Below are 25,070 nucleotides of genomic sequence, written 5' to 3'. Positions count from 1 at the left end.
TATGGGCAAAAATCTTGTCGGCAATCACATTCGCAAATTACGATTCAACCATGATGAAATGACCCAGCAGCAATTGGCTGACAAGGTAGGCGTAACAAGACAAACAATCATGGCTCTTGAAAAGGGAAACTATTCCCCATCTCTAGAACTGGCTTTTCGCATTGCTCGCGCCTTTAACTTACCGTTGGAAGAGGTATTCTTTTATGGGGACAATACAAAGCTGTAAGAACGATGATTGTTTTTGCTTTACCGTTTTTGAATTTATTAAAAGAAGGGGATAAAAAAATGAATTCAAACAAAAAAGCTGCAAAAATTGTAGGGGTGCTTTTTATACTTGCGGCTGTTACGGCGGTAGCAGGTCTTAATTTATACAATCCTATCCTAAAAGGTCCCGATTACCTGATTAAAGGTTCAGAACACGCCAACCAGGTGATACTGGGAGCGCTTATGGAGTTAATTCTTGTCGTTTCAGCAGTTGGTACTGCAACTACAATGTTTCCCATTTTAAGAAAGTATAATGAAACTATAGCTCTTTGGCATGTTTGCTTCAGGTTTCTTGAAGCAATTATAATTACTGTTGGTGTAATCAGTGTACTGTCCCTATTGACCTTAAGTAGGGAATTTGTAGCAGCAGGAGCCCCGGATACTGCATCTTTTCAAACTTCAGCTATAATATTAAAAGCAATCCATGCTTGGACATTTATGCTTGGTCCCCTTTTCATGCTAGGTATAAATACGATGATGTACAGTTATATATTTTATAAATCCAAACTCGTACCGAGGTTTATATCAACCTTGGGTATGACAGGGGCAACGACTGTTTTTATTTGTGCCTTGTTAGTCATGTTCGGTGTCATTCAACAAATTTCTGTTTGGGGTGGTATTATGGCGCTGCCAGTAGCAGCTAATGAAATGATTTTAGCCGTATGGCTCCTCGTTAAAGGATTCAATGAATCTGCACTTGCTTCCCTGTCTGAAAAAAGAAAGCGACGAGATATTAGCACACACCTAATTAATGCGGATTCTTAAAAATCGATTTGTTGCAGTGCGCGGGGGATGACTTAGTAAGATGGATTTCTACCATGAAAATAAACTCCTCTAACTTCGAAAAAAAGACAAAACCAAAGAAGACCCATCTGATTCGTTAAAAAAATAGAGAGAGCCACAATTCATGAATCTATGGATTGGATTGACTGAATTAAAAACCAGTATGGACAGTTCAGTATATTTTCATTCTCTGTGGTGAAGCGCTGATTTTTGCGCTTCATGGAAGGCTAACGGGGGCTTTAATGAAAAAAGCAATAATAATTAATAAGCCACAATATACAAGATTTTATGCAGAGCTTGTGCATTGTGGCTTATTTTCAATCCAAAAAATATACTGCCGTAAACGACATTTCTTAATTGCCAAATACAATTCAAATATCCTCCGTTTAGCACAAGAAAAGTTCATATATGTATTAACTCATCTTCAATCATTAATTCAATTCTCTGTTTTGCAGCATATTTCCACCTTGTATGTTGCTCTTTCAACATGCAACACCTGTTTATCTCTTCACCTTACTTTATCTAACTCTTGAAAAGTAGAGGGGAAACAATAATCCCTTGACTTTGTTTATAAACTCATTATCATCTATCCACTTCTAAAGGTTATTTTAAATCGAATCCTGCTTCGCAATGGCATGGTAGAGTTCAACTTTACTTAAGCATATTATTCAAGGTTTCGCCGTCATTTTATGATAGGGTTCTCCGTGACATATGTAAATGAGGTATCGAGTTATCTTAGCGGTCTAGTCTTTTAAAATACTTAAAGATCTTTTCTAGTTTTTTCATTTGGTTTCCTTTTGGACTTTCCATATTCCCAAATTCAAAGAACTTCACTTTCTTGATTCCCACAAAATTAAATAAGGCTCTTTTCATTAGAATTTTATGTGCATTATTCAACCAAAAAAATGGATAATGCGTAGGACCCTTCATGGTAGATATACATATAACGGACTTTCCTTTCAATAGCCCTTCCGGGAAATATCCCTTCTTATCTTTATAGGCAAAATTGGAAGCGAACAATTGATCAATATATCCCAAAAGCATCGCGGGAGGTCTTCCCCACCAAATAGGATAGATAAAAACAATCTTGTCAGCCCATGTAATTTGTTGTCTATATTTTTCAATATTAGGATCAGTATGCATATCACGTCTTCGTTTTTGCTCATTAAACACTAGAAGTGGGTTAAAACCCTCATCATATAAATCTAAGATCTGTAACTCTTTAATATTGGGATTCTGTTTACTGCCTCTGATAACGTTTTGTAAAAATGCATAATTTAAACTATTATGGTTGGGATAAGTATAAATGATTAACAGTTTCATAAGGCACCTCTTAATTATCAATTGATAACTAAATTGTAGCATCCTCAAACTTAATTATCAATTGATAATTGTATTTTGATAACCATTTTGTTATCTTGTCTTTAAGAGGTGAGAGAATGGATAAAAAAGAACTTTTTTACAAACTCGTATCATTTACAACTTCTGTTCATCGTGTAACAAATGAATTAACGAAAAATGCAAAGCCAAATTCAATCTCGCAAGTTCAATATAACATTCTTGAATTTATTGCAGTTAGTCAACCTGTCACTCCTAGTGAAATAAACGATTGTCTAAATATGTCTATGTCAAATACTAGTCGTGAGCTTAGCAAGTTAAGTGAGAAAAAATTAATTAAGAAGATAATTGATAGCAAAGATCGCCGAAAACAATATATTCACCTATCGCAAGATGGGGAAGTTGTAATGAATGAAGCATTTGCTACAATTGAAACCCGTTTTCTAAATCGAATACAAAATGCTTCTAAAGAAGATTTAGAAGAGATTGAACATGCAATCTATACTCTTCAAAAAAAATTATTTCATCCATAAACATAAGTTAACTATCAACACTTCATCGATTAAAAGATGGTTATACAATACCAATTAACTTTCAATCGATGAAGCTAAATAGTTTATTTATCATCCTTGTTTAAAAATCTAATTTTTTTATATTACTATTAAGGAGTGCCTTTCAACGTGAAAAGCGTTCCTTTATACTAATTAATTACCTCATTATACTTATGATAAGGTTCAGTCCGATTAATCTAAAACGCCTTGCGAGCTGCTGATGTTGCTCATTCAACATGTCAACATCTGTTCGGGTAATAGGTATTACCTATTCAACACTATCTTGCCTGTAGCTTTTTTATCAACTCTATTATCTTTTCATAAGTCCTCTGTACCATTAAACTTGTATTGTAATTTATGAGTTTTGATTTGTACATTGTTCGTCATCCATCTAATGGAGCTATTGATTAAAATAGCATCGTATACACCCCCGATGGGCACCGAAGGATTAATAAATAAATTGTTTATATAACTGCATGCCTCTCGAAAAAATAGAAATGTACAACCTCCTAAAAGTAAAAACTAATAATTAATATTCAAAAAATACAAAAAGCGCATTATTATATAGTAACAGTAGCAAAATCTTAATCTCCACGTTCCGTAAGCGAGCTGCAGTAAAACTATAAGTTCCTCTGCATTTAGTAGCTATCATCCACTGGAACCATCTTCATTTATACCAATTCACAAAAATTCCAGAAAATGAATTTTACTGGTTCGCAACGAAATGCTTACGTTTTTCCTACCAAAAAAGAGGTATGTTCAGAGCATTTTTTAAAGCTATTAACTTTGGAATCCGCCGACAAAACACGAATTATAGAAGATAAAAAGCAAAAACAGCCCTGGTGGAGTCAGTGCGACATAAGAGCTGTACTTGCAAAAGATATTGAAAATGAAACTAATCGAAGAAATTGAAATTCGAAATGAGTACCTGCTAAGCGGGATCCATAAAACCTATCAATTACCCCAGGCAGACCACCCTAAATGTCCACAGGCGGTAATGTACCTCAAAGGGAGTACTACATCCATTAGATCCAGCCTTTTTTCTCGGCGATACTGACGGCTTCCATTCGGTTTTTGGCATCGAGTTTGCGAATGATTTCCGAGATGTAGTTGCGGACAGTACCGGATGATAGATAGAGTTCGGAAGTGATTTCTTTGGTGGTTTTCCCCAAAGCAGCCGCTCGCAAGATTTCTTGTTCTCTTGATGTGAGTGGATTTTCTTCGCGAATGACTTCGAAGGTTAGCTCGGGACTGAACACTCTTTTTCCCGCCATTACCTTACGAATCGCATCTGCGAGCTCGTCAATCTCTCCATCCTTGAGAAGGTAACCATGGACACCGATTTTCAACGCCCGTTCAAAATAACCAGGTCGGGCGAAGGTGGTTAAAATAATGACCTTGCTTGGAGCGGAATTCCGTGCTAATTCCTCTGCCACTTCTAGACCATTCTTCACCGGCATTTCAATATCCATTAAACAGACATCTGGCTCTAGCGCGAGAATTGAAGCAAGTGCCTCTTCCCCATTCATCGCTTGACCGATTAATTTCATATCTTCCTCTAAGTCCAATAACGAGCCTAGTGCACCTAATAACATTCGTTGATCTTCAGCAATAAACAGTCGAATCATATGACGACACCTCCCCTTCCAGCTTTTTTAATAACTGGCACAGTCATTTCCAAAGTAGCACCGTTATGATTAGAAAGCGCCAGCGTCCCTTCAATAAGGGCAAGCCGTTCCTCTATCCCCTTCAGACCATTTCCATACAGCTTTTTCTTTTCTATTCCCATGCCATCATCGCGAACGACAATCTTTATTTTTTCAGTATCCTGAAAAATAGAAATCGAACAGTGTGTCGCCCTACTGTGTTTGACGACATTTGTTGCTGCTTCGCGGATACACATACTCAAAATATTTTGGGTAAACGGCGAAATCTCCGAAAAATCAATATCGCCATCGTATTGATAGGTAATCCCTGCAGCCTGTAAAATTTGCTGAACCTGCAACACTTCCTCTGCAATCATCGCTGCACGCATATCGGTTACAAGTTCACGAACCTGCTTTAATGCAGCCCGAGAGGTAATCTCCATTTCCTTTGCTTCAAGTCTCGCCCGTTCCGTGTCAATCGCGGTTAACCGTTGGACAAGTTGACTTTTTAACGTAAGTAGCGATAATGTGTGACCAAGTGTATCATGAAGGTCACGAGCTATCCTCACCCGCTCCTCGCGCTTCACTAATTCCTTAATCTGCTGATTGGCTTGATCAAGCTGCTTCTCCAATTCCAGCCTTCTATTCATCGAACGAATCCCAAAAGGGGAAATCAGCATAATGATCAAGAAAGGAACAAAATACAGCAATTCCGCAGTGGTGAACCACATCCTCGTCCGAACAACATGGTAGATAAAAGGAACGATTTCAATAATAGCTAAACAGACAAGCCAGCGAAAAAATATTGGTTTCTCTCGACTCCATCCAATAAAATTTGCTGGGAAAAACCCTAAAAATATATAATTCAGATGATAAAACATTGTAAAAATAAATACGATTGCCGACTGTAGCGCTAACCAATATGAAAATCCTTTTTTTCCAATGTAAAAATATAGCTGACGATATGTCACCAAGAAAAGCAGCAGCATTCCAATGCCAATGATTTGTTTAAATCCTGTTTCCTTCGTTAAATAATAGGCGGGAAACAACGTGTAAAATAAAAAGATATAAGGAAAGAAGCCAACTTGTCTCGGAAAAATTGAGATTGGCTTCCCGTTGAAATGGAACATAGTTATCACACTGCCTCTTGTTTTCTTCTAATATACTTTGATAATAGCATGAACAAGACAAAATAGGCGACTAAAATCAGAATATTCTTCCCATCCGGCATTCCGCCTCTAATAATTTCCCATGCACCGTTACCAAAGTTGTAAGATGGCAGCCATTTTCCGATTGTTTGCATCGTTTTTGGCATAATCTCAAACGGCATCCACATTCCGCCTGCCACCGCCAATACCATATACACTAAATTGCTAATACCTGCTGCAGTTTCTACCTTTTTCATCATGCCGACTAACGTTCCAATTGCCAGGAAAGGCAGCGAACCAAATAATATCCATAAACCACTGAGAATCCATTCAGTTGCGGTAAGTGAAACGTCATTGATAAGAGCACCTGCGACAAAAATAACAGTAATCGAAAGTACATGAATCACACATTGAGCCGTCATTTGCGCAGCAAAGTAAACAGTATCAGAAAGTGGCGTAACTCTTATAAATGTTGACCATCCTTGGGCACGTTCCTGAACCATTCGGATCCCGAGTGTCATAATTGCTGAGCCCATCACGCTAAATGTTGTCATTGACATTAAATAATGCGCCTGCCACTGGGTTTTATCCTCGGCATTTGTATTCACCACATTAGTGAAAATATAATAGGAGATAATCGGCATTAACAGTGACCAAAAGACATAGTAACGATTTCGTAGCATCTTAATAATTTCCGCCTTACACTGCAGTTTTAATATTTTCACCTTATATAACCTCCTTATGTCCACTAGTCAGCTGCTCAAACGCCTCTTCTAGCTTTCCACCTTCAATTTGAATCTCATGTGCACCGATTTTTTCTTGGAAAAGCAGCTCAAGTACCTTATCTGTATTACTGGCTTGAATGTAAACTCGATCATTTTTTCGAAAAATATCATGGATTTCTGGATGAAGATACAAATTTTCAAGTGATATTTCAGGATTGACCTTAAAGGAAACAGACTGCTTCGAAATTCTCGATTTGATCTGTTCAGGCGTTCCGTCAGCTACAATAACGCCATCTTTAAAAAGTAAGATTCGTTGTGCCGCATCATCGGCTTCTTGCAGATAATGGGTTGAAAAAATGATGGTTTTTCCTTGGTTTGCAAGCACCTTGACCGTATGCCAAAAGCGATTTCTTGATGTAATGTCCATCCCGACAGTTGGTTCATCAAAAATGATTAACTCTGGGTTCCCCGCGAGTGCTAAGGCAAAGCTAAGTCTTCGCTTCTGTCCGCCGGATAACTTTTCTGCCATCGTTTTTAAATCCTTTTCCGTGAGGCCTGTTAGGGTTACTAATTCTTGAAGCGCTAACGGATTGGGATAATAACCTCGGGTCAGTTCGAGAATTTCCCGTACCTTTAATCCAGGCATCACGCTGACTTCCTGCAGCATCACACCAATTTTCTCTCGTGCCTTCTTTTCACGAGGCTGGTGATTGAACAGTTTTACATCACCTGCTGTTGGGTTGAGGAGTCCTAAAATCATTGAGATTGTCGTCGTCTTTCCCGCTCCATTCGGGCCAAGAATTGCGACCACCTCCCCCTTTCCAATCGAAAAAGATACCTTATTAACAGCATTTTTATTTTGAAATGACTTCGTCACGTTTGTTAGGCTTACAACTTTGTTCATTTATCCAACACCTCCTAGATTCTTGATTTCATTGTATAATCTGAGGGTGGTAAATTTTAGTAAGCTATGTCATGAATTTCAGGTGACAAATGTCATATTATGCTGGGCAATTAGGATTTGAATTTTTACATTTTAAATGCACATAACTTAAGTGTTTTCATTGCCTGCTAATCTTTGATAATTACAAAATTATGTAGCACAGCAAAAAAGGAACCGTAACATTGGTTCCTTTTTTGCTGATTATACTGATTTTGATGTGTATGATTATAATCTATCATTTTAAAAGCGCTATACTACTATAAGCTATCCTTTTCCTATACTTATTCTAATGATGCTTACCTTTATCCTTTTTACCTTTATCCTTCTTATCTTTATGTCCGCCCTGGCCTGAGTTTTCGCTATTATTTCCTTTATTACTGACTTGTGCTGCTGGCGATACAGTTGCCGGCGGTGCAGCTACTGGTGGTACAACGTCAGGACTAACCCCCTTAATGTATAGCTCATTATTTAGTGCGTATACACTGCTTGGTTGTTGGAATCTGGATGTATCTGTCCCAAATGTTTGCATCATCGCTTTAAAAATAAGTTGTGAGATTTTTGTAGTATCTCCAAGCATATAATTATCAGGACCATTCTTCGCATAGCCGGTCCAAACGGCCATTGTATATTGTGGCGTATAACCGGCAAACCAACTATCATTTGTCGCTTTAAATGGATACCCAAATTGATTGAGCACCTTTTCATCAAAGTTCGTTGTTCCTGTTTTTCCTGCAATGTCGAGACCTGGTACATTAGCTGTTGTACCCGTTCCGTTAGAGGCATTTACTACACCACGAAGCATATCAGTAATCATATATGCTGTATAGTCCTTCATAACACGTTCACTTTTCGGCTTAAAGCTTATTTCCCTGCCATCTGGAAAAACAACTTTTGTAACGAAATGAGGCTTTGTATACACACCATCGTTTGCAAATGCACCATATGCTCCTGCCATTTCAAGAGGAGACACAGGGTTACTTCCGATTGCGTAAGATTCATAAACTATATTATTTGGGAATGTAATCCCAAGTGACTGTGCAAACTCTTTTGCTTTATCCAAACCGACTTCTTGTACTGTTTTTAAAGCTGGAATGTTACGTGACTCTACTAAAGCGTTTCGTATAGACATAGAGCCTTTGTACTCAGTATAAGCATTCCGAATGGGTGTCCCATTCGAGTATTGATACGGTTCATCTACAACCTGATGGTATGTCGACCATTTCAAGTTTTCAATCACTGGACCATAATCAAAGATTGGTTTAAATGTTGACCCCGGTTGACGCTTTAGATCAATCGCAAAATTACTCCCTCGGAATGTTGCTTTATATTCATTACGACCACTTCCAATAGCACGTATTTCACCTGTCTTTGAATCCATAAACGTGAAAGCTGCTTGAAAACGATCATTCGGGTAACTCACGATATCTTGTGTATTCATGATTTGATCGGCATATTGTTGAGCCTTAGGATCAAGGGTCATATAAATTTGCAAACCATCTGTACCGATATTGACGTCTTTCAATTTGCCTTCAACTTCTTTCGTTGCAGCATCCAAAAACACTTCATATGGCATACCCTCTTGATTAGTTTTCGGAACAAGGTCTTTCGTTACTGGAACCTTTATCGCGTCCTGCATTTGTCGTTTTGTAATATATCCTTGTCTATGCATGGAAATCAAGACAAGATTACGGCGTTTTGTAGCTGCTTCTACGTTTTCTTGTTTGGAAGGATCATAGTTATTTGGACTTTGCGGCAACCCAGCTAACATGGCAGCCTGTGAAAGCGTCAATTTTTTCAAATCATTTGATTCAATACCATAGTAATTTTTCGCTGCGGCAGCAACTCCGTAAGAACGGTTCCCTAAGTTAATTTTGTTTAAATACATGATTAAAATATCATGCTTAGAATATTTTTGCTCCAGCTTATACGCTAAATACCATTCCTGTATTTTTCGTTTTAATGTTTTTTGAGGAGACAAAAATGAGTTTTTGATCACTTGTTGTGTAATCGTACTTCCGCCTTGTGACCCGAAGCCCCCAGTTAAATTTTCAAAAACGGCTTTACCAGTCCGTTTTATGTCAATGCCATGGTGTTTATAAAAACGGGCATCTTCAGTAGCAATAAATGCCAGCTCCAACACTTTTGGAACTTGATCGTAGGTAATCTTTGTTCGTCTTTCCTTTCCATATTCGTAGATAAAATCCCCATCTTTATCATAAAACTTCGTCGATAGCGGGTCCGCTAATTTTGAAGCATCTATTTTAGGAGCATCCTTAATCATATAAAAGAAAATAGCAATCCCTGCTCCCGTCGAAAAGATACCCATCAGCAAACACGCAAGTAAAATCTTTTTCAAGAGCGATCCTTTTTTAATGGACTTTTTATTGCCAAGTTGTGTTTGCTTATCTTTCTCTACTTGTTTTCGTTCCTCACGAGAATGATACGTTCCTGACATAATTCTTTTCTCTATTTGTTTTCGTTCTTCACGAGAACGATACGTTTCTGACATGATTCCTCTCTCCTGCGTTTGATCTACTTATGAAGAAGAACTATGTTAAGTAATTCCTTTTGTTAACTTACTATCTATTAAATTATAGACATTATTATTATCTTTGAATTAATACTTTCTCTTTTATAACGCGTACATAGCGTACTAAAGAGGAGTTTATAATAGAATCTTCTTTCTGATTTTCCACAATAAAAAACGGGTTGTGTTCCAGCCTTTCTAATACTTCTTGTACAACATCTTCCCTGTTTACATCTAACCCTTTTATTATTGTTTCCCTTTTAATATCATCGTCCAAAGTATAGCAAACAGTAAATTCCTTCAAGTTCCATCTTCCTTTTTCGTAAAATTTATCTCCTGCATAAGCATGCAATTAACGTTCAGTTTTGTCTTTTATAGACGTTATACACGAAACAAGTATCCATATTGATAAAATTAAAGACAGCATTCCTACTATTTTTTTGATATAAACATATGTGTCATCTATAAATATTTCATAAATACCATAGATAAAGCCGGAAAAGATAACTATAAAATCATGTATAGAAATTCTCATTGCTCCCACTCCCTTGTACCTTCCATTTACATATATTCGCAAGAAGGTTTATTTTTTAGGGGGTCGGATAAAACTCCCAAAAACTTTTTATGGATTCCCTAACAATGTGGTTTATCCCTTGAACAAAAAGACAGTGGATATAACATCAGTTTCTTTTTGTATACCCTGTACACGTAAGGCTAAGATAATTTCTTATTCCTAGCAGTTACTTTGACATTCAAACACAAAAACGGCAAAGAGTCTCCCTCCTCGCCGTTTTTATCATACATCTAGAATTTTCTACATCCCCGTCACAATAACATTTTACGAGGAATTTATTTACAGCATCTTTCCCGCTATCATCCTTGCAAGGTTAATGATAACTATCCCTAAACATCAAGAGCTATTCTGCTTCTATTCTTTTCAAAGGCTTTTCTGCTGGTCCTTCTATTACATCACCATCTATAGAAAATCTTGAACCATGACAAGGACAATCCCATGTTCGATCTCCATTATTCCACTCAAGTTCACACCCCATATGGGTACAGCTAGTATCGACGATATGTAAGCTTCCTTTCTCATCTCTGTATGCACCAGCCCTTCTCCCATTTACATTCACAACAGCACCTTCATCAATATTTACATCCTCAAGGGTTCTATAGATAATCCCCATTTTCCCGCCAATTAGGTGTTTAGCTACATCCGCATTTGTTTTGATAAAGTTTTTAATACTTGGATTAGCGTGAAATCTTAAAGGACTATACAACTCGGTGTAGGGATTCTCCTTCTCTATAATTAAATCCCTTAATAATAAAGCAGCTGCGGTTCCATTTGTCATCCCCCATTTTCTATATCCTGTTGCAACAAAAATGTTAGATTGACCGGCTGAGAGACGACCGATGTAAGGTATTTTATCCAAGGTAATTAAATCTTGGGCAGACCATCTGTAAGGGATTTCTTTTATACCAAAGATCTCCTCCCCAAAAGCCTCCAAAGCTTCATAATGCTTAATCGTGCATATTCCCTGACCTGTTTTATGACTTTCTCCCCCGACCAAGATAAGTTTTTCCCCATTAACAGTTGTATAACGAAGTGAACGTTTCGGGGAATCGGCACTCAAGTACATTCCGCCAGGGTAGTCCTTTTCTGCCTTCATTCCGAGTACATAGGATCTTTCTGCATACATGCGCGCAAAATAAAAGTTAGGCATGTCATAAAAAGGAAAGTGGGAGCATGATACAACATTTCTGCATGTAACACGATACCCATCCCTTGTTATAACTTTTGAGCGATCTCCTTTCTCAATATTTACTGCTGTTGTATTTTCATAAATCATACCCTCGCTTTTGACAAAAGATTGAATAAGATGAAGCAAAAATTTTAACGGATGGAATTGTGCCTGTTGTTTCATAACAATTGCCGCTTTCACCTGTAAGGGGATAGGAATACTTTCTACATATTGGCTGTTGATTCCCAGCTTCTTGTAAGCTTCATATTCATGATGTATTTTACTGATAGAAGAATCCGTATCTGCATAGATATAAGCATCCTCTTCAGTAAAGTCACACTCGATGCTATGCTCTTTAACCATATTTTTAATAAAAAGTAATGCTTCGTTGTTGGCCTCATAGTAAAGTTTAGCTTTTTCTTCCCCTAAATGATTAATAAATTCATCATAAATCAGGTCATGTTGTGCAGTGATTTTTGCAGTAGTGTGGCCAGTAGTACCATTTAAAATTGTACTAGCATCTAAAAGGGCTACTTGTAACCCTTCTTGTACAAGCAAGTAAGCAGTTATAATTCCAGAAATGCCTCCTCCCACTATTGCTACATCCACTTCAATATCCTTATCAAGCTTTGGAAAGGACGGAAATTCTAAAAAATCTCTCCAATAAGGTTCTGGGAATTGAGGCATTTTACTCTTTTCTATTTTATGTTCAGTCATAAAATGCACCTCCATCTATCGCTCTATTTGATACATAATTTATCCAGTATATTAAATATAAATACATCTATTGTCATATTTGCTTGCATTCCCCATTAATTTTCAGAAAAAACAAAAAAAGCGTCCCTGCTGAAGCAGAAACGCTGAAAACATTGAGGGCGATTGATGGGAATCGAACCCACGAGTGTCGGAGCCACAATCCGATGCGTTAACCACTTCGCCACAACCGCCATAAAAATAAAACTTCATCTATATAATAAGGCATTTAAAAAATACTCTTCTTTTTTAGATAATAAAACTCGCTTTTACACACGGTGGAGAATGGCGGAGAGCGAGGGATTCGAACCCTCGATACGCTTGTGACGTATACACGATTTCCAATCGTGCTCCTTCGGCCTCTCGGACAGCTCTCCATTTTATGGCTCCGCAAGTAGGATTCGAACCTACGACCTATCGGTTAACAGCCGATTGCTCTACCGCTGAGCTATTGCGGAATACTATGGTGGAGCCTAGCGGGATCGAACCGCTGACCTCCTGCGTGCAAAGCAGGCGCTCTCCCAGCTGAGCTAAGGCCCCAAAAGATAAAACCGTGAACCTTTCATTGATATGACGACATAAGTGGTACTCATACAGCCAGTTCGTTCAGAGCTGCCCTTCGACACACAGAACATTCCACTTATGGCTGCTCCGTTCCCGGCCTGACCAGGTTCATGGGTTTCTGTTGCGAGGACTCCGAAGGTCAACACCGCTTATATAAGGCAAACCTTACATCCATCATACCGCTGAAAGGAATTCAGCCTCGCTAGAGCGGATTGCGAGTTACAGGGCACCGCTATCTCCCCGCCTATCACGGTATGTATTTTTAGTTGAATCGATATGTCGTTTTAAAGGTACATCCCCACGTATGCCGTTTCCCACTCTGTTTTGGAACCCGCTCTCGCAGGTGGGTTTCCGCGCATCGACCTTCCTGCAATCCTGAACAAGCAGGCATGGCATCAGGCAACAAATTAGGAATCCCGTTCAAATTGTACGGTTCAAAACAAAATGGTATCACGAACATTGCAGGACATGAATGCGATCGAGAGGACTTGAACCTCCACGAGATTGCTCTCACTAGGCCCTCAACCTAGCGCGTCTGCCGTTCCGCCACGGTCGCATCATACAAGATATTATGTTCCTCATACGTGTAACATAGAATGGTGCCGGCTAGAGGACTTGAACCCCCAACCTACTGATTACAAGTCAGTTGCTCTGCCAATTGAGCTAAGCCGGCGTAATATATTTGTATGCCCAGACAATAGCTTTTGTTTGTCGTCCTCATTTCAGAAAGCTTACGCAAGATGCAGCTCAATGAGTACGCTGAAGTAATTCCTTCGAAGCATATTCGATCGTGCTCTGCCAATTGAGCTAAACCGGCAGATATACAAGGCATTTCGTTCATTGCTTAATCAGTATACAACAAACATTTAGGTTTTTAAATATACTTTTACGATGTATTTGTTGCCAACTTTACCAACGTAACTGAAACATACGCAACACTATAAACTGTTATTATGCAGAAAAGCATTACAAATCCTATGATTAATCTCCTCATTAATTCACTGTTAGCCATTCAACCAGACAACATAACTACGATTAATTAGGTATAAAATAACTTGAATTCTCTAGAATCTCCTACTGCCTCTCCCGATTGCTACCAAGGGCTACAGCATTCCTAAAAACCAATCATTGTTGTTCTATAGAAAAGTTATAGGGCTAGTTTCTCATCAATAGGAAAACTGCATATAACTAATTGAGAATCCTATAGTAAATATCAGCTATAAAAAGAAGGTGCGGGAATTCCCATACCTTCTTTACTCATATCCTGCTCCGTATTACTTTCATTGCAAATGATGTATTGAAAATAAGCATTCCTGTCATTAAGGAGACTGCTTAGGCTGCACTCCATTTTTCTCCAGTTCCGAGGTGTCCAAAGTATGGGTTTCATTAAGCATAGTTACATCATTTTCAGTCGTCTCATCCCGAAACTATATATAGTTTCGCCCGTCACTCGACCAGATAAAACCTTTTCCCGCTATGTAATCAGCCAGCTCTTGACGATTCCGAAAACCCGCCTGTTTCACAATTACTCTCGGATCAGGCTCTCTATTCTATTCCTCTAGATGGTTGCTGCAAATCCCTAAGATGACCGATGTATTCGTGTAATTTACTTTCTTCGTAATCGTTTAATTCCCGCATCGGAATAACTTGCTGTGTTTGAGGGTCTAAACCTCTTACTTCTGCTACAAGCATCTCTTCCTTGTAAATATTATAGATATCTTCTTTGCTTGTATTGTTATGCTTCTCAGCTCGGTACATGGAGAATGCTTTACTATCTCTTCTTTCTGTCATATAAACACCTGCTTCATTTTGAATTTCAATTTAATTTCCCTTAAATTTTTATCTTTATTCATCAGAGCATTGCAGTATATTTCATATCCATCATTTAAATATGCCCAACCCAAAAAATCATACAAGGATTAGAAAAGAATACTACTCAGCTTCATGAACAGCGAGAGCTCTTATGAAAGCAGGAGGAATTTCAAACAGAGTTTCCACACTAGACAAACAACCGGATTTTTTGTTCATGACGATTTTTATTCCATGCCGCTGCTTTTACCAACATTTAACCTTTTTACTGAAGCACCAGCAATCCCTTCAATAGAGCGCTTTCAGAACATGACATATACAATAGTTATCGGAATGATTGAAATAGCTGTTGCAGCAAATAAAACGCCATAATCTGTTAAATATTGACCAGTAAATACCGCTAAATCTATGGATATTTTTTGTCATACAACAAATAATAGTTATGTACTTTCAATCCTGTTAACGAAGGAAGCATCTTGGGATTACTTAAATCCCTCCAAATTCATTATACTGTATCAACTCCATAAGCTCGAGATGTAGAAGGCACAACGGTTCTAGGTAAAGTTAAAGAACCTGACTCCGGTTGAGTACCGTCGTCAGGCTGCTTAAACAATGTGATAGAATATAGAGCTTTTTTCAGTGTCTGCTTGACAGAGACAATATCAGGTCTCTTCTTTATGATGCTTTGTGGATATCTATTTTTTCCCTTCTTTACGCCACTCTTTAAATTCAGCTGCTGCTGTGAAAAGTACGTCTGTGGATGAGTTAAGTGCCGTTTCAAAAGAGTCTTGTAAAACACCTATGATAAAGCCTACTCCAACTACCTGCATAGCAACATCAGCTGGGATTCCAAATAAGCTGCATGCTAGGGGAATCAGTAATAAAGATCCACCAGCAACCCCTGAAGCACCGCAAGCACATATAGCTGACAGTACGCTGAGGATGATTGCTGTAGGGAGGTCCACTTGAATGCCAAGTGTATGAACCGCTGCAAGTGTCAAAACAGAAATAGTAACAGCGGCACCGGCCATATTAATAGTTGCACCTAATGGAATGGATACTGAATAACTATCCTTATCCAAGCCTAGATTTTCACATAATCTCATATTTACAGGAATATTTGAAGCTGAGCTGCGTGTAAAGAATGCTGTAATGCCGCTTTCCTTTAAGCACTTAAAAACAAGCGGGTAAGGGTTTTGTCTTATAACTACGAACACAATGATTGGATTGACAATCAGTGCCACAAAGACCATACAACCAATTAAAACGGCAAGTAATTTCCCATAGCTTAGTAACGACTCAATTCCATTTGCAGTAATAGACTCAAATACTAGACCCATGATTCCTAATGGCGCACACTTAATAACCCATGCAACCATTTTGGATACAGCATCTGAAAAATTAGAAATCATCGTTTTTGTCGTATCAGGGGCGTTTCTTAAAGCCAAACCAAGGAGTATCGCCCAAGCTAAAATACCGATATAGTTCGCATTATAAATTGCTTTAACAGGATTATCAACAACGTTCAGCAATAATGATTTGAGAACCTCTACAACACCGCCTGGAGGTGTCAAACCCTCAGCGCCCTTTGCAAGTGTTAAGCTTACAGGAAAAATAAAACTTACAATAACGGCGATTAATCCAGCTAAAAAGGTTCCTAAAAGGTATAGGACGATAATGGATTTCATATTCGTTTGGTGACCACTCTTGTGTTGGGCAATGGCCGACATAACCAAGAAGAGTACCAACACAGGTGCAATTGCTTTCAAAGCACCTACAAATAAAGAGCCTAAAATCACAACAGGTTTTGCTGCTTCTGGGATCGTTACAGCCAGGATAATACCAATAATTAAACCTACAATTATTTGTTTTACCAGACTCAATTGACTCCACTTTTTCAGTATACTTTTCATAAGTATTCCCCCGCTAATTTAAGATAAAATTGTAACATTGCTAATATCGAGCTAGCCATTTCTCATAACCCTGCGATAGAATTAAGTCGATTACAAATGAATATGATTGAATAATAGATAGCTTTTATTAGATATGCACCAATCCCAATCCTAGAGTTTGGCTTTTGATTTTCTTCTTCCGTGCTCTTTCAGAGTCTCTTCAAAGGTTCCTCTAATAGAGATCAGTAGAGTGATTAATTTCTTCGGTAAATGGTCATTTTCATCACATTCCAATCCATAAAGACAACTGTCTTTCTAATAAATAGTATTATAATAATTTTTTTGATATATTACACTATTATTATCTTCATTAAAAAATGTTGTAATTATTAAAACATTCACATAATAACAAAACAATACGTATCGACAATCTCTTTGCAAGCAATTGCCATTCTACAATAATTTATAACTCCCGGGAACATATAACAACTCCACAGAAAGAAATATGCTGATGCAAACAGTATTTTTGTTCTTATCTTCACTTCCCCTGAATAAATTATTAGTAAGACAGGGAGATTGAGAAACCTCCAGCGGTATAAATTAGCTGAGGAGGTTGACTATGAAACCAAACCGAACAGGAAATGAGCATAATGAATGCCAGGAACGTTCTAGGAAGGCTAAGCATATGAAATATAACCGAAAAATACGCACGATGATTCAATAGAGCGAAGAATTGCAGAGAAAAAGCCACCTTCATTTAGAGGTGGCTCTTCTTTTTAGCTTCTAGATAAATAAATAGCCTTCTCCATAAGGGATAGCTATGTAGCTTACTATTGCTGCCTTCTCTTCTGAGTAACGAACAGCAATCTACATAACTAATGTGCTAGGTGTAGATAAAATGTAAAATCACTCAAAGCTGCAGATTCTCCAAACTTGCCTTCCGACAATCTCGTCCCGTTTAACATGTAAATCTTTCGCTGTTTGTAAGTTACACAATGTAATAATCCCATCCTGATTAATAAATACGATATGATGGGGAACAAGATCTAAAATAGGTAAAAGAAAAGCTTCTATTGTTTCAAATGGAGCTTCTATTTCTGAAATAATTTCCAAGTCATTTTCACCATTATGATCAAAGGGAATATTATACATATTCCCCATTATTAGAGCTTCTTTTCCTTTTTCATGTGCACCCCACTGATTGAATCCTTATATATAAAAGAAAAAGGAAGCGAAGCTGTCATTCTCTTATATAATGCTAACTCTTTCTTCAACGACAACATTTCATTTCTCAGCTGTTCATTCTCTTTCATGAAAATTCTCCTTCAGTCTTTAGACAGATGAAACATCGACACTTCGGACAATCACAATTGAATTTATAATGTAGAATGTTTGACATTTCTAACAATGATTTGCCCTTTATATTGTTATAATCTTCTATAAGGATACTTAATATTACATTTTAAACTTACTTTACATATCCGAAAACATTCAAGTAGAACAAGGTAAAGAATATGGATAAGACAATTGCCCATAGCGGCTTTTTATGATGAAGCCATAGCATTAGGAACATAGTGACATCAAAAAATACTGTCCATCCCAAATTCCAGCCATGATAATAGTTAACATGATTGAACCTAAGCAGCACCACTTCCCCTAAAATAAAAAGTGCCACCCAGTTCAAAATATAAAAACCTTTTTTTCCAAATCGCCCTTCAGGAAAATTAGACAAATAAATAAAAGTAGCCAATGTATTTATGATTAATATATGCCACAAAACAATTCCTGTATGGCTATTAAAGAAAAAATCATGCGAACTGAATTTCCATAAATGAAATTTGCTTAAAGCAAAAAATTCGTATAGAAGGTTTGAAGCAACAATATAAATAATCGTTGGATAATAATGTTGCCATTCTTTCCAATTTGCCCATCTCAAAGAAGCTAGTATTAGTAATAGTCCAATCGTAAAATGCAAACTCTATTTCATCCTTCCCCTAGTACACCATGTAAAATATTATCTAGCTTATTGTTTATATTTTTTTCAACCGGTTGATAAAATCACTTTACTTTACTATTCAATAGTATTAATACTATAGAAGCACTGGCGATCATTTCATACAAATTATTATTTAAGTATACTATTAATTTCGAAATAGATTATAACAAATGGAAAACGTTTTCCAATTTCATTTCACATAATTGTAAAAATATTGGATTTTTTTACCTAGTTATGAAAGAGCTTATTATGTTTCTGAACTAAGACCCCTGCAAACATCACAAAAGAGCGTCCTTAACGGATGTGAGTTCTGTTTTTTCAAATTCTTCTGTAAGTGTCATGACCTTGAACATTCGACAGTATATTTTAGTTGTAACGAGGAAATCAGGTGGTGTTGTTCTGGCTCATTTCCATATTCACCTATTTATCTGGGCAGAATATACTAATCTGAAAAAGAGGCCGAGAGGTGACCTAGCATGAATCCGAAATATCCTTATTATGGTTCAGAAATAAAGTGTAAGGAGATTCCTTTGACTTTTCCGCCACAGCAGCAATACAGGCAGCCGGGACTTGAATACTTGATGGTGCCTCGTCCGATTTATGATAACCCAAACTACATCGGTACCGGCAAACTGAAGGGACAAAGCGGCTATCATCAGCGGCGGGGACAGCAGCATCGGAAGGGCGGTTCCTATATAACGGGACAAACAATTCATGTAAATGGCGGTCAAATGGTTACGACATGAGGAGAGACTGTTAAAGCAGTAAATCAGTTCGTGATAGACTAGGAATCAGGTGCAGGAGGCGGACTTTTAATACTATTATGCTTTTGATTATCTTAGCTTAGTAATTAATACTAACCGCCTCTTTTTTGATTGACGAGTTTTGATAGGTCATAACGATTAGTTGCGCCAAAAATACGTTTTGTCATAATTGTACCCTCTTCCCATACAGCTCGATTATCGTTTTCCCAATCTTGTTCTAAGATTTGGCTTAATGCCCCTCCTTCTGTTTTGGCCTTGCATAATATAAGGAGTTCAATAAAAAAGGGCAATCCCCCAAACGAAGAATTGACCCTTGTAATGCTGACTCCCTACTGTCTTAGAGTTTATGTATTGCTTCAATAATCTCTTGGGTTAACTTAAAAATCTCTCCTGCCTTAGATATAGCCGCTGTATAATCATCACCTTGAATGAAAGTCACACCATCCTGCATAAATACCTCAATCTCTGCTTGGCTTTTTGGCATGGAGTTAATAATATCTATAATCTTATCTCCATAATCAAAAAATAACCTAATAGCTTGAGCTTCAGGGCTATCCTGTTCTATTTTCTGTCCTCCAACAACACTAATACTGTTTGCAATTAATGTCATAGCATGACCTCCAAACATTAGAATATCTCTCTAATTCTACATGTATAGAGCTTTCCCCTTCCTTATTTTCTATCTTTAGCCACCTCCCTCCTTGCTTTCTGCTCCCATCCCGCAACAGATCATTTATATATACAACATACATATTAATAGTAAAAAACAGGTAAAATACAGATTAGTTACTGCATACAGGAGGACACTAAAATGGAATCAGACAAACAGGTTAAGTTAACAGCAACAGAAATAAATTTCCTTTGGGCTACATACATGAGTGATAGTGCAACCATTTGTATTTTAAGTTACTTCTTACATAAAGTTGAGGACAAAGAAATAAAACCTGTAATAGAGTATGCTTTACAGTTAGCTAAAACCCATGTACAAAAGATAACTGAAATTTTTAAAGAGGAACATTATACAGTTCCATATGGCTTTAAAATAGAAGAAGATGTTGATCTATCTGCACCTAGATTATATTCTGACAGTTATTTTTTGAATTACATATATCTATTTTCAAGAATTGGAATCAGGACTCACAGTATGAGTTTGTCTCTTGTCGTAAGAAAAGATTGTACAAACTTTTTTAAAGAATGTGTTTCAGAAACAATCAAACTCTTTGAAATGTCAAAGGATGTCTTATTATCAAAAGGTCTATTCATTAGATCACCACATCTACCTGAAATGGAAGGTGTTGACTTTGTTGAACGACAGAGCTTTCTAGTGGATCTCTTAGGAGAAAAAAGACCTCTAACAGCACCAGAGATTACTCAACTTCATACTAACTTTCAAAGAAATGCTTTAGGAGCTGCTACTTTAATTGGATTTAGTCAAGTTGCAAAATCAAAGGATGTTACACAATATTTAATCAGAGGGAAAGAGCTTGCAGAAAAGTATTGTGAGCTATTTGGAACAAAATTAAAAGATGATGATCTGCCTGTGCCAATGACATGGAATTCAGAGGTAACTGACAGTACTCAACATGTTTTTTCTGATAAGTTAATGATGTTTATGACAAGTGTGCTAACAGCTATAGGGATTGAGCTCTATGGATACAGTATTGCAACTAGTACTAGAGCAGATTTAGGAGTTATGTATAACAAAATATTATTGGGGACACAGAAATATGGAGTAGAAGGAACAAATATCATGATTGAAAATGGATGGTTAGAACAACCTCCTACAGCGCCTGATAGAAATGCATTAACTAAAAAGAATAACTGAATTCTAAAGAAAATTATAGCCCTACTGTATAACACAGTAAGGCTATTTTTCAGCTTCTGACCACCCCTTTTCCATACTTATCTTTCTTTAAAGACATTATGGTCTAGTAAACAGCTATATCAATTAACTCCCCTACTTGCCGCCTCGACCTCAAGTACATCAGATAATAAGCATTTAACCTTAGAAGGATCTATGTAGCATATATCAGAGATAACATCTGTAAGACCCTTATCATTCATAATCTCCTTATCTCCTCTAAATAATTGCCTCATAACCTCCTGAATATCAGCAGTATTTATTTCCTCTACCCTGAGCTGACTGAGGAATTTACTGAGGATTATCATTATTACCCTTTCCTCTGTTGAATAAGGTTTATTTCTATCTCTATACATATCTTTATTTAGATCCTTTTTCATGCTGCTCCTCCATTTTGTTTTAGCTGTAGTATCTCCAAAAATACCTCCAAAAACAAAAGAAAAAGAGGCTTTACTCAGCCTCTTTTTCTTTTGTTTTACGAACAGCCTCCGCCATCCCCTCCACTAAATCCCCCACTATCTCCTCCGCAAAATCCTCCAGAATCTGATGACCCGCAATCTGAGTGGGAAGAATCAGAAGTTATAAAAACTGAACCATTGTGGATATACCCATTACTATCAATATCATTTTTCTTTAAAGCATTTGTACTATATCTATGTCTGTTTACATCTATTCTCAATACAGAACTGACTAAAAATAATGCAAAGCAGATTACAAAAAATACTATAAACAATGTCATAAAAACAACCTCCTTTTCACATAATATTCTAATACAATAGCTTAATTTCCTTTAACTAGCGAACCTTTTTTTTAATTACTAAAAAAGATAAAATAAAAAGAGGCAGCATTAGACAGCCTCTTTAAAATCATCTGATAACAACCTTAAGGTCAGCAAAGACAGGAAATTCCCCATGCTATTTCGTGCTAAATCTTCCGCAGTTCTAGGTTTACCTCACATGTATATCTGACGCTGCCTTTACCAATGCAGCTTTAATCATAAAATAGCTGATTTCAGATGGCAGCTCGTCCTTAATAACTCTTAGCTTCTCCGTACCTACACGCAATGCCGCCTCTTGAATGAGCGCCTCCTGCTCCGGTGTCAAAATATCCTCCCACGCCACCGGCAGCCCTTCCTCCAAACATTGCACAATATGATTCTCAATTGTGATGCGGGATAACTGGCGCTCAGCAGCAATCTCCTGCATACTTTTCCCCTGCTGATACAACTCGTACGTCGTCAAATGCGACGGCTGTTTCGCCGCCTTTCCTTTCGGCCGCTCCTGTACTTCCACAGCTGGAGCGTAGGACGGATTGCTTTCCAAATACTCCGCGATGATCTGCAAAAAGCGCGCTCCGTACCTCTCCTGCTTCGTTGCGCCAATTCCTTTGACGCCAAGCAGCGCTTCTTTTGTTTGCGGCAGCTTCGCACACAAATCGCGCAGCGTCTCGTCCGACACGATAACAAACGGCGGCACCTGTTCCTCGGCAGCGATTTCTTTACGCACTTGCCGCAATGCTGTAAACAGCGCATCATCGGACACAACGCGCGTCACCTCCATCGCCTCCTTGCGCATCACGCGCTCCTTCCCGACAAGCACCTCCCGCCCCCGGTTCGTCACATACAGTACTGGATACTGCCCGCCGGCCGTTCCCGCATATTGCTCCGAAACGAGAAAATCAATAAAATCTGTAATGTCCTTTGCGCTTTTATGCTTCAAAAGTCCGTAGGTGGACAGTTTATCGAGCCGCAGCTCCTGCAGTTTTTTATTCAGTGACCCGGCCAGCACCTGGCTGATCATCGTCTTGCCGAACCGCTCGCCCGCGCGGATGATGCACGATAGCACCATTTGCGCCTCCGTCGTCACATCAACCGCCGTCCGCTGATCGGTGCAATTGCCGCAGCGGCCGCACGGACCAGCCGGTTCCTCACCGAAATACTGCAGGATAAATGACTGCAGGCAGCCTTCCGTATAGCAATAATCCTTTACCTGAAGCAGCTTGTAAAGCTCCTGATTTTTCAACGCCTCTTCTGCATGTGACTGCTCCACGAGATAGCGCTGCAGTTGAATGTCCTGCGCCGCATAAAACAGCACACACTCGCTGTCTAATCCATCGCGCCCGGCCCGGCCGGCTTCCTGATAGTAGCTTTCCATATTTTTTGGTAATTGGTAATGAATCACAAAACGTACATTACTTTTATTGATACCCATTCCGAATGCATTCGTCGCCACCATCACGGTCACGTCGTCCTGTAAAAAAAGATCCTGCTGCCGCGTGCGCTCGCTGTCGCTCATGCCCGCATGGTATTTGGCCGCGGCAATGCCCTGCTTTTCCAGATGCTCCTGCAATTGATCCACATCTTTTCGGGTGGCTGCATACACAATGCCAGCCTCTCCCTTGTTCTGTTTTACGTACTGCGTTACATATGCCAGCCTGTCCTGCCCCTTTACAACTTTAAAGGACAAGTTCGGCCGCCCGAATCCCGTCACAATCGTGTTATGCATTGGAATGCCGAGCAAAAAGCAAATATCCTCCTTAACTTGCGGCGTTGCCGTTGCCGTCAGCGCCAGCATTACGGGGTCGCCTGGAATATACTCCATCAATTCTTTAATCCGCAAATAGCTCGGCCTGAAATCATGCCCCCACTGCGAAATACAGTGCGCTTCATCCACTGCCACTAGGGACACAGGCATATCCTGCAGCAAATCTAAAAACTGTGGTGCATCCATCCGCTCCGGCGCTATGTATAAGATTTTGTATGCCCCCTGCCGCAAGCCCCATAAGCGTTCACGTACCTCAGATGCACTGAGCGTACTGTTGAGGAAGGTCGCCGGAATGCCAACCCGCTCCAGACTGTCCACTTGGTCCTTCATTAAAGAGATAAGCGGCGAAATGACGAGGGTAATGCCGGGAAGAAGAAGCGCGGGGATTTGATAGCAAATGGATTTACCGCCGCCTGTCGGCATAATGCCGGCGGTGTTTTGTCCGGCGAGAACGCTTTGAATGATTTGCTCTTGACCAGGGCGGAAGTTGTCGTAGCCAAAGTGCTGTTTTAAGTATTGCTTTGCTTGAGTGAGCATGGGGTGCCTCCTTTCGTTTTTACAGATTCTATTATAGCATTTGGGAGGGGGCTGCAGCTTCGCGCAGGTTCCCTTTTTGCAGAAAATTCGTGTAACACACTAAAAGTATTAGTAAGCATTATTAGTGCTGCTGAGGAATTGATAAGTTTGATAAATTGGTCTTTCAGAAAAATTCAAAATCTCTACATTTTTTAATTTTACATCCATCGTATCGAGTTATCTTATTCAACTAACTGTTCGTTAGTTGAATAAGATATACTGTATACCTTATACATGTCCAGTTAACATGATCACTCATTATTGGCAGACAAGCCAAAACGGTTGCTGTTGATGGACGTCACATATAATCAAAAAATACTCATAGAGTAAATGTTTTGTTTTGATCAAATGTATCAGCATCTACTACATTTGTTTCACTAACACCATTAAATGTGCTTATAGAGAATCCGGTATTTGCTGATCCAGATCCATGATGGCTCTTTTCATTTGTTCTCGGTGTTATCTCATAAGTATCTCCTATGTTAAAAGAACCAGTGACTCCAATTCTGCCTATTACAATTCCTTGAACAGTTGAAGGCATTGTTTCACCTGCTTTCCTAATACTTTTTTGTTCCACCAACCAAAGTTAAAGACTCTTTAATATACTGAAGGTTACAATCTTAATGTATAACATCTGTAAAATTT

The 25,070-nt window shown here is 38.5% G+C and carries 22 protein-coding genes, 6 tRNA genes, 2 other RNA genes and 1 pseudogene; 5 read left to right on the top strand and 26 right to left on the bottom strand.

The window, feature by feature from the left end:
* Position 1: 1 nt before the first annotated feature.
* Both AC6HZ4_RS13395 and AC6HZ4_RS13390 read left to right on the top strand, forming a co-directional pair.
* Positions 2–226 (top strand): helix-turn-helix transcriptional regulator, encoded by a 225-nt coding sequence (locus tag AC6HZ4_RS13395; protein WP_497495492.1) that lies wholly within the window; start codon positions 2–4, stop codon positions 224–226.
* Between the two features lie 59 nt (positions 227–285).
* On the top strand, positions 286–1,029 hold the full coding sequence (locus AC6HZ4_RS13390) for a DUF4386 domain-containing protein (protein WP_497495711.1): 744 nt from the start codon (positions 286–288) through the stop codon (positions 1,027–1,029).
* A 753-nt stretch (positions 1,030–1,782) separates the two neighbouring features.
* Here the strand turns inward: AC6HZ4_RS13390 and AC6HZ4_RS13385 are convergent.
* Positions 1,783–2,370, bottom strand: coding sequence for an NAD(P)H-dependent oxidoreductase (locus AC6HZ4_RS13385; RefSeq protein ID WP_497495491.1), 588 nt, complete (start codon positions 2,368–2,370; stop codon positions 1,783–1,785).
* A gap of 116 nt (positions 2,371–2,486) precedes the next feature.
* On the opposite strand from AC6HZ4_RS13385, the gene AC6HZ4_RS13380 reads away from it, so the two are divergent.
* Positions 2,487–2,918: a MarR family winged helix-turn-helix transcriptional regulator gene (locus tag AC6HZ4_RS13380; protein WP_497495490.1), complete on the top strand. Its 432-nt coding sequence runs from the start codon at positions 2,487–2,489 to the stop codon at positions 2,916–2,918.
* A gap of 1,043 nt (positions 2,919–3,961) precedes the next feature.
* Here the strand turns inward: AC6HZ4_RS13380 and AC6HZ4_RS13375 are convergent.
* From AC6HZ4_RS13375 to AC6HZ4_RS13280, 20 genes are all read right to left on the bottom strand, one after another.
* Complete coding sequence (locus AC6HZ4_RS13375; protein WP_497495489.1) at positions 3,962–4,564, bottom strand: response regulator; 603 nt, start codon at positions 4,562–4,564, stop codon at positions 3,962–3,964.
* Entirely contained in the window at positions 4,561–5,712 is a 1,152-nt protein-coding gene (locus tag AC6HZ4_RS13370) for a sensor histidine kinase (protein WP_497495710.1), read from the bottom strand. The genes AC6HZ4_RS13375 and AC6HZ4_RS13370 overlap by 4 nt, the downstream gene beginning before the upstream one ends.
* A gap of 5 nt (positions 5,713–5,717) precedes the next feature.
* Positions 5,718–6,455 (bottom strand): ABC transporter permease, encoded by a 738-nt coding sequence (locus AC6HZ4_RS13365; protein ID WP_497495488.1) that lies wholly within the window; start codon positions 6,453–6,455, stop codon positions 5,718–5,720.
* A 1-nt stretch (position 6,456) separates the two neighbouring features.
* Positions 6,457–7,359, bottom strand: a complete 903-nt coding sequence (locus AC6HZ4_RS13360) for an ABC transporter ATP-binding protein (protein WP_497495487.1) — start codon at positions 7,357–7,359, stop codon at positions 6,457–6,459.
* 325 nt (positions 7,360–7,684) lie between these two features.
* The gene (locus AC6HZ4_RS13355; RefSeq protein WP_497495709.1) at positions 7,685–9,853 is read right to left on the bottom strand and encodes a transglycosylase domain-containing protein; all 2,169 of its coding nucleotides are present in this window, start codon (positions 9,851–9,853) and stop codon (positions 7,685–7,687) included.
* Positions 9,854–10,004: 151 nt separating this feature from the next.
* The gene (locus AC6HZ4_RS13350; protein ID WP_497495486.1) at positions 10,005–10,229 is read right to left on the bottom strand and encodes a hypothetical protein; all 225 of its coding nucleotides are present in this window, start codon (positions 10,227–10,229) and stop codon (positions 10,005–10,007) included.
* 613 nt (positions 10,230–10,842) lie between these two features.
* Positions 10,843–12,369: an FAD-dependent oxidoreductase gene (locus AC6HZ4_RS13345; RefSeq protein WP_497495708.1), complete on the bottom strand. Its 1,527-nt coding sequence runs from the start codon at positions 12,367–12,369 to the stop codon at positions 10,843–10,845.
* Positions 12,370–12,541: 172 nt separating this feature from the next.
* Positions 12,542–12,614, bottom strand: a tRNA-His gene (locus tag AC6HZ4_RS13340).
* A 92-nt stretch (positions 12,615–12,706) separates the two neighbouring features.
* Positions 12,707–12,797: transfer RNA gene (locus tag AC6HZ4_RS13335), tRNA-Ser, on the bottom strand.
* Between the two features lie 6 nt (positions 12,798–12,803).
* Positions 12,804–12,878: transfer RNA gene (locus tag AC6HZ4_RS13330), tRNA-Asn, on the bottom strand.
* A gap of 6 nt (positions 12,879–12,884) precedes the next feature.
* A tRNA-Ala gene (locus tag AC6HZ4_RS13325) sits at positions 12,885–12,960 on the bottom strand.
* An 11-nt stretch (positions 12,961–12,971) separates the two neighbouring features.
* Positions 12,972–13,237: signal recognition particle sRNA large type (ffs, locus tag AC6HZ4_RS13320), an RNA gene on the bottom strand.
* 38 nt (positions 13,238–13,275) lie between these two features.
* Positions 13,276–13,455, bottom strand: a non-coding RNA gene (gene ssrS / locus AC6HZ4_RS13315) — 6S RNA.
* A gap of 2 nt (positions 13,456–13,457) precedes the next feature.
* A tRNA-Leu gene (locus AC6HZ4_RS13310) sits at positions 13,458–13,540 on the bottom strand.
* 41 nt (positions 13,541–13,581) lie between these two features.
* Positions 13,582–13,657 (bottom strand) — tRNA-Thr (locus AC6HZ4_RS13305).
* 872 nt (positions 13,658–14,529) lie between these two features.
* Entirely contained in the window at positions 14,530–14,775 is a 246-nt protein-coding gene (locus AC6HZ4_RS13300; protein ID WP_497495485.1) for a hypothetical protein, read from the bottom strand.
* Between the two features lie 713 nt (positions 14,776–15,488).
* Positions 15,489–16,706, bottom strand: a complete 1,218-nt coding sequence (sstT, locus tag AC6HZ4_RS13295; RefSeq protein WP_497495484.1) for a serine/threonine transporter SstT — start codon at positions 16,704–16,706, stop codon at positions 15,489–15,491.
* Between the two features lie 885 nt (positions 16,707–17,591).
* Positions 17,592–17,846, bottom strand: coding sequence for a hypothetical protein (locus AC6HZ4_RS13290; RefSeq protein ID WP_497495483.1), 255 nt, complete (start codon positions 17,844–17,846; stop codon positions 17,592–17,594).
* A 2-nt stretch (positions 17,847–17,848) separates the two neighbouring features.
* The gene (locus AC6HZ4_RS13285) at positions 17,849–17,998 is read right to left on the bottom strand and encodes a hypothetical protein (protein ID WP_497495482.1); all 150 of its coding nucleotides are present in this window, start codon (positions 17,996–17,998) and stop codon (positions 17,849–17,851) included.
* 155 nt (positions 17,999–18,153) lie between these two features.
* Entirely contained in the window at positions 18,154–18,660 is a 507-nt protein-coding gene (locus tag AC6HZ4_RS13280) for a CBO0543 family protein (protein WP_497495481.1), read from the bottom strand.
* Between the two features lie 497 nt (positions 18,661–19,157).
* On the opposite strand from AC6HZ4_RS13280, the pseudogene AC6HZ4_RS13275 reads away from it, so the two are divergent.
* Positions 19,158–19,377, top strand: a pseudogene (locus tag AC6HZ4_RS13275) (NAD(P)-dependent oxidoreductase); the annotation flags it as partial.
* Between the two features lie 405 nt (positions 19,378–19,782).
* On the opposite strand, the gene AC6HZ4_RS13270 reads toward AC6HZ4_RS13275, so the two are convergent.
* The gene (locus AC6HZ4_RS13270) at positions 19,783–20,055 is read right to left on the bottom strand and encodes a hypothetical protein (protein WP_497495480.1); all 273 of its coding nucleotides are present in this window, start codon (positions 20,053–20,055) and stop codon (positions 19,783–19,785) included.
* A 201-nt stretch (positions 20,056–20,256) separates the two neighbouring features.
* Between AC6HZ4_RS13270 and AC6HZ4_RS13265 the strand changes: the two genes are divergently transcribed.
* Complete coding sequence (locus tag AC6HZ4_RS13265) at positions 20,257–21,270, top strand: DUF3231 family protein (protein ID WP_497495479.1); 1,014 nt, start codon at positions 20,257–20,259, stop codon at positions 21,268–21,270.
* Between the two features lie 119 nt (positions 21,271–21,389).
* Here AC6HZ4_RS13265 and AC6HZ4_RS13260 read toward each other — a convergent pair whose 3' ends face one another.
* From AC6HZ4_RS13260 to AC6HZ4_RS13245, 4 genes are all read right to left on the bottom strand, one after another.
* A complete protein-coding gene (locus AC6HZ4_RS13260; RefSeq protein WP_497495478.1) occupies positions 21,390–21,686 on the bottom strand; it encodes a hypothetical protein in 297 nt (98 codons plus the stop codon).
* Between the two features lie 95 nt (positions 21,687–21,781).
* Complete coding sequence (locus AC6HZ4_RS13255) at positions 21,782–22,045, bottom strand: hypothetical protein (protein WP_497495477.1); 264 nt, start codon at positions 22,043–22,045, stop codon at positions 21,782–21,784.
* A gap of 208 nt (positions 22,046–22,253) precedes the next feature.
* Complete coding sequence (gene recQ, locus AC6HZ4_RS13250; RefSeq protein WP_497495476.1) at positions 22,254–24,386, bottom strand: DNA helicase RecQ; 2,133 nt, start codon at positions 24,384–24,386, stop codon at positions 22,254–22,256.
* A gap of 358 nt (positions 24,387–24,744) precedes the next feature.
* Entirely contained in the window at positions 24,745–24,966 is a 222-nt protein-coding gene (locus AC6HZ4_RS13245) for a spore germination protein (RefSeq protein ID WP_497495475.1), read from the bottom strand.
* Between the last annotated feature and the right edge of the window lie 104 nt (positions 24,967–25,070).

It is taken from the genome of Ectobacillus sp. OTK, assembly GCF_059698935.1.
This window is presented reverse-complemented; position numbering and strand designations above follow the sequence as displayed.

Excerpts from the sequence above, each read along its gene's own strand:
- AC6HZ4_RS13395 (WP_497495492.1), top strand. The coding sequence starts at position 2 with ATGGGCAAAAATCTTGTCGGCAATCACATTCGCAAATTACGATTCAAC.
- AC6HZ4_RS13390 (WP_497495711.1), top strand. The coding sequence starts at position 286 with ATGAATTCAAACAAAAAAGCTGCAAAAATTGTAGGGGTGCTTTTTATA.
- AC6HZ4_RS13385 (WP_497495491.1), bottom strand. The coding sequence starts at position 2,370 with ATGAAACTGTTAATCATTTATACTTATCCCAACCATAATAGTTTAAAT.
- AC6HZ4_RS13380 (WP_497495490.1), top strand. The coding sequence starts at position 2,487 with ATGGATAAAAAAGAACTTTTTTACAAACTCGTATCATTTACAACTTCT.
- AC6HZ4_RS13375 (WP_497495489.1), bottom strand. The coding sequence starts at position 4,564 with ATGATTCGACTGTTTATTGCTGAAGATCAACGAATGTTATTAGGTGCA.
- AC6HZ4_RS13370 (WP_497495710.1), bottom strand. The coding sequence starts at position 5,712 with ATGTTCCATTTCAACGGGAAGCCAATCTCAATTTTTCCGAGACAAGTT.
- AC6HZ4_RS13360 (WP_497495487.1), bottom strand. The coding sequence starts at position 7,359 with ATGAACAAAGTTGTAAGCCTAACAAACGTGACGAAGTCATTTCAAAAT.
- AC6HZ4_RS13355 (WP_497495709.1), bottom strand. The coding sequence starts at position 9,853 with ATGTCAGGAACGTATCATTCTCGTGAGGAACGAAAACAAGTAGAGAAA.
- AC6HZ4_RS13300 (WP_497495485.1), bottom strand. The coding sequence starts at position 14,775 with ATGACAGAAAGAAGAGATAGTAAAGCATTCTCCATGTACCGAGCTGAG.
- sstT (WP_497495484.1), bottom strand. The coding sequence starts at position 16,706 with ATGAAAAGTATACTGAAAAAGTGGAGTCAATTGAGTCTGGTAAAACAA.
- AC6HZ4_RS13290 (WP_497495483.1), bottom strand. The coding sequence starts at position 17,846 with ATGGGGAATATGTATAATATTCCCTTTGATCATAATGGTGAAAATGAC.
- AC6HZ4_RS13285 (WP_497495482.1), bottom strand. The coding sequence starts at position 17,998 with ATGAAAGAGAATGAACAGCTGAGAAATGAAATGTTGTCGTTGAAGAAA.
- AC6HZ4_RS13270 (WP_497495480.1), bottom strand. The coding sequence starts at position 20,055 with ATGACATTAATTGCAAACAGTATTAGTGTTGTTGGAGGACAGAAAATA.
- AC6HZ4_RS13265 (WP_497495479.1), top strand. The coding sequence starts at position 20,257 with ATGGAATCAGACAAACAGGTTAAGTTAACAGCAACAGAAATAAATTTC.
- AC6HZ4_RS13260 (WP_497495478.1), bottom strand. The coding sequence starts at position 21,686 with ATGAAAAAGGATCTAAATAAAGATATGTATAGAGATAGAAATAAACCT.
- AC6HZ4_RS13255 (WP_497495477.1), bottom strand. The coding sequence starts at position 22,045 with ATGACATTGTTTATAGTATTTTTTGTAATCTGCTTTGCATTATTTTTA.
- recQ (WP_497495476.1), bottom strand. The coding sequence starts at position 24,386 with ATGCTCACTCAAGCAAAGCAATACTTAAAACAGCACTTTGGCTACGAC.
- AC6HZ4_RS13245 (WP_497495475.1), bottom strand. The coding sequence starts at position 24,966 with ATGCCTTCAACTGTTCAAGGAATTGTAATAGGCAGAATTGGAGTCACT.